8 protein-coding genes are annotated in these 9,431 nt (G+C 40.1%); 1 reads left to right on the top strand and 7 read right to left on the bottom strand.

All coding sequences use genetic code 11. From position 1 onward, the window contains the following. Positions 1 to 63: 63 nt before the first annotated feature. From SPI61_RS06740 to SPI61_RS06770, 7 genes are read right to left on the bottom strand one after another with little or no spacing between them, the layout of a single operon-like run. Entirely contained in the window at positions 64 to 1,749 is a 1,686-nt protein-coding gene (locus SPI61_RS06740) for an ATP-binding protein (protein ID WP_321137355.1), read from the bottom strand. Further along, positions 1,749 to 2,414: a response regulator transcription factor gene (locus SPI61_RS06745; RefSeq protein ID WP_321137356.1), complete on the bottom strand. Its 666-nt coding sequence runs from the start codon at positions 2,412 to 2,414 to the stop codon at positions 1,749 to 1,751. Before SPI61_RS06745 ends, SPI61_RS06740 begins: the two co-directional genes overlap by 1 nt. Further along, on the bottom strand, positions 2,411 to 3,067 hold the full coding sequence (gene phoU / locus SPI61_RS06750) for a phosphate signaling complex protein PhoU (protein WP_321137357.1): 657 nt from the start codon (positions 3,065 to 3,067) through the stop codon (positions 2,411 to 2,413). The genes SPI61_RS06745 and phoU overlap by 4 nt, the downstream gene beginning before the upstream one ends. A gap of 1 nt (position 3,068) precedes the next feature. Then, positions 3,069 to 3,839, bottom strand: a complete 771-nt coding sequence (pstB, locus tag SPI61_RS06755) for a phosphate ABC transporter ATP-binding protein PstB (protein WP_321137358.1) — start codon at positions 3,837 to 3,839, stop codon at positions 3,069 to 3,071. Next, the gene (pstA, locus tag SPI61_RS06760; RefSeq protein WP_321137359.1) at positions 3,826 to 4,683 is read right to left on the bottom strand and encodes a phosphate ABC transporter permease PstA; all 858 of its coding nucleotides are present in this window, start codon (positions 4,681 to 4,683) and stop codon (positions 3,826 to 3,828) included. The genes pstB and pstA overlap by 14 nt, the downstream gene beginning before the upstream one ends. Continuing rightward, positions 4,673 to 5,539: a phosphate ABC transporter permease subunit PstC gene (gene pstC, locus SPI61_RS06765; protein ID WP_321137360.1), complete on the bottom strand. Its 867-nt coding sequence runs from the start codon at positions 5,537 to 5,539 to the stop codon at positions 4,673 to 4,675. Before pstC ends, pstA begins: the two co-directional genes overlap by 11 nt. Before the next feature lie 24 nt (positions 5,540 to 5,563). Further along, positions 5,564 to 6,523, bottom strand: coding sequence for a substrate-binding domain-containing protein (locus SPI61_RS06770; protein ID WP_321137361.1), 960 nt, complete (start codon positions 6,521 to 6,523; stop codon positions 5,564 to 5,566). 248 nt (positions 6,524 to 6,771) lie between these two features. Between SPI61_RS06770 and SPI61_RS06775 the strand changes: the two genes are divergently transcribed. Continuing rightward, positions 6,772 to 8,184, top strand: a complete 1,413-nt coding sequence (locus SPI61_RS06775) for a leucyl aminopeptidase (RefSeq protein ID WP_321137362.1) — start codon at positions 6,772 to 6,774, stop codon at positions 8,182 to 8,184. The last annotated feature ends 1,247 nt before the right edge of the window (positions 8,185 to 9,431 follow it).

Here is a 9,431-nt window from a genome sequence, read left to right on the forward strand (position 1 = left end):
AATTAAAGCGAGTTTTCACCCGCTTATAATTGTATTGTGAAATTTTAAATTGTATAACTCGAATCACGCCTTGTTGTACGGAATGAACACTTCGAAAGTCGAACCCTCGCCGAGTTTACTTTCAAGAATAACCGTTCCGCCCATAACCTCGACTCCGTGTTTTACAATCGAAAGCCCTATACCGCTTGCGTCAGCGCTGTTTCTACTCTTGTCCGCAGTGTAAAATCTTTGGAAGATTTTTTCGCGGTCCAAATCGTCAATGCCGATGCCGTCGTCCTTAACGATAAATTTAAAGCCCTTGTCTCTCGTTACAAGTTTTACCCAAACCTTGCCGTCATCTTTTCCGTATTTTACGGCGTTGTCGACAAGATTGTAGACCGTTTCTTCGAGCACTTCCCTCACGCCGGTGTATCTCACCTCGTCGAGTTCGGTTGTGATTGAAATATTTTTGTTTTGCGCCTTTGAATTTATTGTATTCACAACGTCGCTAATAAGTTCCTTAACGTCTATTTCTTCTTTCTTGTTGTTTTTTTGCTCCTCAACTTTCGAGAGACTCAAAATCTTTTCAACAAGCACAAGCATTCTGTTGCCGCTTTTAAGAATCATATCTCCAATCTTCGGCACGTCTTCATTTTTCACCATATTGTTTGTGAGCATTTCGGCGTAACCGTTTATTGATGTGAGCGGAGTTTTGAGTTCATGCGTTACATTCGACGTAAATTCGCGTCTTTCTCTTTCGAGAATACTTTCTTCCGTAACATCTCTTATAACGATAATTCTTCCGACAAGATTGTCGCTTACAAGAACCGGGTCGACTGTGATTAAAAGCTTTCTATCGTCGATTTCGACTTCAATTTTTTCTTCGCGTTTTGAATCCCTGTCTCCCAAAATTTCGATAAGTTTTTCATCCCTTATGAGATAAAATACGGACTTGCCCATATATCCTTCGTTCTTTTCCTTGCCCAAAAGGAAAATCGCCTTGCTGTTTATCATTTCGACGCGGTTCACATTGTCGATAAACAAAAATCCGTCCTGCATATTTCTGAAAATAATTTCAATAGTGTCTCTGTATTCCTTGAGATCGTCGAGCCTTTCATTAAGCTCGTCCTGTTGATCACGCACGATTCTCTTGATAGGATAGAGCTCCGGAAATTCCGAGTCGAGACTTTGTCCGTGTGAGATTGCCGTGAATTGGTCTTTCAGATTTTCAACAAGTTTGTTCGAAACGTGGTTAATCGAGAAAAATGCGATAAGAAGTCCGATAAAAAGAATAAATACAACCGGAATAATCGAATCTTTAAACGATGAGAAAATATTTTTTTGCATTTCCGAAACTCTCAAAATATTTCCGTTCGAAAGTCTCGTCGCAAAATAGTAGAAGTTTTCACCGAGAGTGTCCGATTTTCTTATATCGCTTCCCTTTCCAAGGTCCTTTGCTTCGACAATTTCTTTTCTCGTGCTATGCGACTCCATTTTGGAGGCCGCTTCGTCGGTGTCGTAAATAACGTTGCCGTCGCTGTCGACGAGCGTAATTCTTATACCGCGAAACGACTTCTTTGCCGCATCAAATTCCTTTTCATGCTCAGCATCTTCAAGGTTCATATTTTTAAGAAAGTCTAAAATGTCCAAAAGCTTTCTTTCATGAAGATCCTTGTAGCTGTCATAAAAATTCAGCGTCGTTGCAAGAGTTATTAAGACAACCATTAACAAAACCAATATTGAAAATCTCTTAAATAAACTCCTTTTCATTATTCCTCCAAAATATATCCGACATTTCTGACGGTCTTAATCATCGAACCGCTCTTTCCAAGTTTTTGTCTCAAAAATGCGATGTGAACATCGACCGTTCTCGACTCGCCGAGATAATCATATCCCCAAACCGCGTCCATAATCTTGTCGCGGGAAAGCACGATGCCCTTGTTTTGTGCCAGATAATATAATAACTCATACTCCTTAAATCCGAGCGAAACATCCTTGCCGTCAACATTCACACGTCTTTTTTCAGGGATAATTGTCAAATCCTTGATTGTAATTTCATTCATCGAATCAGCGTCATTTCCACGTCTGATTCTCGCTCTGATTCTCGCCATGAGTTCAAGCACTGAAAACGGTTTTGTCACATAGTCGTCCGCCCCGAGGTCGAGCCCTCGAACCTTGTCTATTTCTGCGGACTTCGCCGTTAGCATTATGACCGGAACCTCCTTGTACTTTCCTTCCCTCATCCACTTCAAAATCGAAATGCCGTCTTTGCCGGGAAGCATTATATCAAGAAGAACGAGCGCCGGAGTGTCCTCATCGAGAGCCGCTTTGAACTCTTCGAAATCGCGACAGCCCTTGCCGCTGTATCCCTCGTTTTTTAGTGCATACAAAACCAATTCTCTGATGCTTTCATCATCTTCGACAATATAAATCATTCTTCATCATCCTTTTTTAGATACGGATGCGAACCTGTTTTCTCATAAATTACCCATTCTGCGATATTTTCAATATGGTCGCCGATTCTTTCGACATATTTTGCAATTTGCATCAAGTCGAGTTGAACTTCAGGGTCGCTTCCTTGTTTAATCTTGTCAACAATTTTATGTCTAAGCTTTATAAACAAATCGTCAACAACATCGTCCATTATATCTATACCCTCAATTAAATCAATATTACCCGAAACAAATGCATCCATAGAATTATTTAGCATTTTTTCTACAGTTTCAAACATTTCCTTCAAAAGAGGGAGCGGTGAATCAATCATATCAAAATTCATATCTTCGCAAATTTCCGCGATGTCCTCGGTTTGGTCACCGATTCTTTCAAGGTCCGTAATCATCTTTAAAACCGAAGTTACAACTCTGAAATCGCCCGCACGCGGAGAGAGAGTAACGAGAATTCTTAAAGCTCTGTCCTCAATTTCTTTTTCAAGATCGTCAGTCTTCTTGTCGTTCATAGCTACTTGCTTCAAAAGAGTCACGTCTTTTTCTTTTATTCCCCTATATGTGTCTCTTATATTGTTTTCAACAAATGTTGCCATCTTGACAAGTTCATTTTTTAAATCAAACAGTTCCTTTTCAATACTCATTCTAACCGAACCTCCCCGTAATATAATCTTCAGTTCTCTTATCCTTTGGACTCATAAAAAGTTCGGCGGTATTTCCGACTTCAACCATAACACCGTTTAAGAAAAATGCAGTTCTGTCCGTTACACGGCTTGCCTGTCCGATGTTATGCGTAACTATAACAATCGTGTACTTCTTTTTTAAATCCATGACGAGTTCTTCTATTTTTCCCGTACTTATCGGGTCGAGAGCGGATGTAGGTTCGTCCATAAGAATTACCTCCGGCTCAACCGCAAGCGCCCTTGCAATGCAAAGTCTTTGTTGTTGACCTCCGGAAAGTTCAAGCGCATTCTTTCTCAAATCGTCCTTGACTTCGTCCCAAAGATTCGCCTGCTTCAAAGACCTTTCTACAATCTCCTCGAGTTCCACCTTCTTCTTTACGCCGTGCGTCTTCGGACCGTACATAATATTTTCGCTGATGCTCATCGAAAACGGAGTCGTGGCTTGGAAAACCATCCCTACTCTTTTTCTGAGTTCATTCACATCAAACTTTCTGTCGTAAATGTCCTCGCCGTCCAAAGTTATAAGACCCTCGACTCTCGAACCTTCAACCAAATCATTCATCCTGTTTAAGCATTTAAGTGTCGAACTTTTTCCACAGCCTGAAGGACCGATAAAAGCAAGCGCCTGATTTTTTATAACATCCAGACTTAAATCCTTAACAGCGAGATAATCGCCGTAATAAAGATTCAAATCCTTTATAACCATTTTGTTTACTTGACTATCTGTCATCATTTTTTCCTCCGATTTTATTTGCTAAAGAAGTCGAAATAGCATTTAGCAAAAATATAATTACTAAAAGTACGACCGCTGTTGCGTATGCCTCATTTGTATATCTCGCTTCCGTTGAAAGCTTATACATGTGAAGGGACAAAGTTATTCCCGGGTCCTTTAAACTCTTCGGAATATTTGTAGAAGTTCCAAGAGTGTATAAAAGCGCAGCAGTTTCTCCGATAACCCTTCCTATTGCAAGAATTATACCCGACAAAATTCCCGGCATTGCAACCGGAAGAATAACCTTAAAAATTGTTCTGAGTCTTCCGGCGCCGAGTGCAAAACTTCCAAGCCTATATACGCCCGGTGTCGAAAGAAAAGCCTCTTCCGTAGACCTTACAATGAGCGGCAAAATCATAATGGAAACGGTGAGCGTTCCCGAAATAATACTCCAGCCCATCTTAAGAGCGATTCCGAAAAACAAATATCCGAAAAGTCCATAGACAATTGACGGAATTGCACTCAAGGTTTCGGTTACAATCCTTATAACCTTGACGAATTTCGAATCCCCCTTGCTGTATTCCGCAAGATAAATTCCCGTAAAAATCCCAATCGGTCCCGCAATTAAAATCGAAAGTAGAACGACCACAATAGTCGAAATTATAGCCGGAAACATAGAAACATTCTTCGATGTATACTTCAGCGCAAAGAGTGACGGTTTAAGATGAGGAACGCCTTTGATACATATGAAAAGCACAATTCCTACAAGCACCGCCGTCGCAATGAACATCGAGAGATATGCGAAAAATTTGTATAAAATCTCTTGCAGCTTTCTAGTATTTTTTGTTCTATTATTAACCCTCATTTTTACTGCTCCTACCTTTAAACATCAAGAACATACCGTTTATTATAAGAATGAAAATGAACAAGATACATGCTGTTGCAAAAAGCGCTTCCATGTGCTCTCCTGCCGCATATCCCATTTCAAGCACAACATTTGCCGTAAGTGTTCTGATTCCTTTTAAAATGTCCGTCGTGATTCGCGCTTGGTTACCGACAACAAGAATCGTCGCCATAGTTTCTCCGATTGCTCTTCCTATTCCAAGAATAACCGCTGCCAAAATACTGTTCTTTGCAGCCGGAAGAACAATTTTCATAACCGACCTTCCGTGACTTGCGCCGAGAGCTACACTCGCTTCATAGTACTTGCTGTTCACAGCTTCAAGTCCCGCTTCCGAAATTGCTATAATCGTCGGCAAAATCATAATGCCCAAAAGAATACTTGCCGCCAAAATAGAAATTCCGTGCCCTCCTATATACTCTCTAATAAACGGAACTATCGTTTGGAGTGCAAAGAAACCGTAAATAATCGACGGAATCCCCGCCATAAGATTTAACATCGGAGTTAAAAGCTTTTTCATCTTCGGTCCCGCTTCAAAAGCAAGAAAGAGCGCCGAGAAAATCCCAATCGGAACCCCTATTAAACTTGCGAGAAACGTGACGACAAACGATGCATAAATCATAGGAAGAATTCCGTATGACGGCGGATTTGTCGCCGGCGACCACTTCGTTCCCAATATAAAATCGAAACCGTGTCTTAAAATGAATGGAAGCCCCGTTTTAAAAATGAAGTAACATATTACTATAAAAGCTGCAATAGAGATGATTGATGCAGCCATAAAAACATACTTCATTAATTTTTCTTTAAGTTTGCCGTTCATCTCTATTGCTCCTTTCAAATTTAACTATTTAACGTCGTTCCAATCCTTAACTTCGCCTACGAAAATTTTGTGAATATTGTCGAGTGAAATGTCGTCAATAGCATTGTCATTGTTTACAACAACTGCGATACCGTCCATTGCGATTGCTGTCGATTCAACCTTTTCAAGTTCTTCAGGTTTTAAATTACGGCTGCTCATACCGATTTCGGCAACGCCTTCGATTGCAGCTTGAATACCTGCTGATGAACCGTTTGATTGAATATCTGCTTCAAATCCCGGATTTAATTCCTTATACTTGTCGACCAACTTTTCCATAAGCGGTGTTACAGAAGTTGAACCTGCAATTGCAATTCTTCCTTCAATATTTGCCGGTTTATAGCTTTCTGTTGTTTCAATAGGAATACATCCGTCTTCCTTAACAATTTCTTGTCCGTCTTTACTCATAATAAATGTGAGGAAATCTTTTGCTACTTCGCTTAAATTTGCTTCGTGATAAGCAAGCATAAAAGGTCTTGCAATCTTGTAATCGCCTTTGTTGATATTTTCCGGTGTTGCTTCAACTCCGTCAACCTTAACAGCCTTAACTTCGTCGTTTAAAGAACCGAGACTGATATAACCGATTGCGAACGGGTCTCCGTTTACAGAAGTGATAACTCCTTCTGTTGAGTTAACGATTGTTGCTTCTTCATATGTGCTGTCAACTTCTTCACCCTTGTCATTTTTTGCCAAAATCTTTGTGATTTCCGTGAAAGCTCCTCTTGTACCTGAACCTACTTCACGGCTTACAACGTGGATTTCTCCGCCTGCAGTTGTTTCTTCAGTTTTATCTTCAGTTTTATCTTCAGATTTGTCTTCCGTCTTTGTTTCAGTAGTTTCTGTTGTTGTCTTTTCTGTTGTTGTTTCCTTTTTTGTGTCATCCTTCTTGCAGCCTACCATTAACATAAGTGCTGCAACTACAATTGCCAATGTTTTTAAGAATTTCATAAATATCCTTCCTTCTTTTCCTAAAATATTGCTCGGGCTTTCCCCTTGCAACTATATAATAGCCACCGATTGTAAAATAGAGAGTTTAATATTGTAAAAATTATGTAAAATGACCTGTAAAACTGAAAATTCCTAAACTTTTATTGCTAAAATGTGATTCTCATCATAATAATGTTAAAATAACATAAATTGTAAAATAATTTGACTAATGCTATGCTAAACTGTTATAATCTAAATGGAGGTGCTTTATGAAAATAAATATTGGAAAGCAAAATGGCAAAATAATCAAATTCATCGCAAAGGAAAACGAAATCAAATGCGAGAACCTGAACTATCTTGTCGAAAACAACTTTTTTAATAGAGAAAACGGAGAAACATTTTTAAATCTAAAATGTGAAACACCTGTACTCCTTACGGGACTTGGAAAACCTGAAGACATCACAATCGACACACTAAAAGTCGCAGGTCTTAAAGCCGGAAAGGAAGCAAACAGACTGAAACTTGAAAAAATCACAATATGCATCCCTGAACTTAAAAACTTCACAAGAAAAGAAACAGCGCTTGCAATAATAGAAGGGCTCTTAAACTCAACCTACAACTACGACAACTACAAAAAAACAAAATGTGAAACCACACTCAAAGAAATCACCGCATGCGAAGACTGCATGGGCGATTTAAACAGCGACGACATCGAAGAACTCATGGCAAAATGGAGCGGAATAGTCTTTGCAAGAAATCTTGTAAACACACCTGCAAACGACCTATATCCTGAAACACTTGCAAATGAAGCCATGAAACTAAAAGATCTCGGCGTCGACGTAAAAGTGTTTGGAAAAGAAGAAATAGAAAAAATCGGAATGAAAGCATACCTCTCGGTCGCAAGAGGCTCCAACAGAGAACCGAAACTCATAGTAATGGAATACATGAAAGGCGAAGGCGCACCGATCTCATTCGTCGGTAAAGGCCTCACCTACGACTCTGGCGGATACTCACTGAAACCGAGCGACGGCATGAAAACAATGAAAAGCGACATGGGCGGCTCAGCTGCAGTAATCGGCGCAATGAAAGCAATCGCCGAAGCAAAACTGAAAGTTAACGTCGTCGGCGTTGTTGCAGCTTGCGAAAACATGCTGGACGGCGGCGCATACAAACCGGGCGACGTCATCGGCTCACTTCGCGGCCTCACAATCGAAGTCGACAACACAGACGCCGAAGGAAGACTGACACTCGCCGACGCAGTCACCTACTCAGAACAAAACTACTCACCGAAACTCATGGTCGAACTCGCAACTCTCACAGGTGCTTGCGTTGTCGCAATGGGTTCCCACAGATCGGGAGTACTCGGGAATGACGCCGAATCAATCGAACACGTCTTAAAATGTGCAAAACTCGAAAACGAAAGAGCTTGGTCGCTTCCATATGGAAAAGACTACCAAGAACTCAACAAATCCGACATCGCCGACATCAAAAACAGCGGTGGCAGATGGGGCGGCGCATCGAGTGCAGGAGAATTCGTCGGAGCATTCATTGAAAAAACAAAATGGGTCCACGTCGACATCGCAGGTCCGGCATACAACTCCGCACCATTTATGGAACAACCGAAGGGTGGCACCGGTCATATGGTCAAAACCCTCTATAGAATCGCAAAAGAAAATAAATAATAAAAATAGAGCCTTTGACGGGCTCTTTTTTTGTTGGTGGTGTTTGATATATGTATTTATAAATAATTTATTATATTTACACGCCTAAATGTTTTCCCATTATATACATTCGCAATCGCGATGTAGCGCCTGGCACTGTGTGTCCTGGCGCCATATATGACGATTATTTTTTGAAGAAACAAAACAACAACGGTGTGTGAAGAGAATATCAAACCAAAAAACCAAATACAATTTATAAACATATCTTCGCTCTTTATATTTCCCATCATTTTCACTCTTGGCGGCGATACACCTTTTTATCTCATCTCACGACGAAATCAAAGATTTCTGTTCGATGGATAAAAAAACTGGTCGCCGCTACAGACAACGTGCAAAATTTATATTGCGATATTGCTTATACACGTGTGTTTGTACATATCTCATGCGTCGCAATGATAAAGACCTAACCCGTGCTTTTTGATTTGACAAAATCAAAAACACGATGGTAGGGCTTATACAAAGACGTCCGACGACATTTCGACGAACAGGAGAAATGAGTCGTTGACGTCGACTGTGCATGCGACGCTAAAAACAACGTAATCACATACAACAATAAATCATATACATTAATTTATTTTCACATGGTTAAATTTATATCGTGCAAAACATTTTCAATATATAAATCCATCCATCATTGTGTGTCTCCCAGAACGTAACGTCGCATTACATTGCGACGCCATATATCACGCCCGAAAAATTTACAACCCCACCAACAACGCTGTGCCGATAAAATATCGAAACAAGAACCATTTGCAAAATTTCAGCCAACCCTCGCCGTTATTTGCGAGGAATTTTCGATGAGAAACGCTTAAGATGAAATATTTTAGGAGTGAGGCATATTGATAAATATGTCGCAACGACGAAAACACGAAATCTGCCGTTTATCGCATATTTAAACCAATTCTACGTCCATCATCGCAATTATTTGCGAGGATATTTTGATGAGATGCGCCGTAAACTCAATTTTTGATTGTGCAGGTGTGCTAACTGCACTCCGAGCAATCAAATAATTGATGTTTGCAAGCAGGTCGCAAAATAGACCGCAAATAAAAAAAGACGCCTCAAAAATGTACTGCCCCCTTAAATCCGGACACGGAAATAAGGGGGCATTTTAATGAATAAAATAACATATGAAGAAAAATTAAAAATAATTAAAGAAAACGAAGATGGCTATGGAAAAGACTATCTTTCCAAAAAATATAATATAC

Source organism: Ezakiella sp. (genome assembly GCF_034180565.1).
In the GTDB taxonomy this organism is placed as follows: domain Bacteria; phylum Bacillota; class Clostridia; order Tissierellales; family Peptoniphilaceae; genus Ezakiella.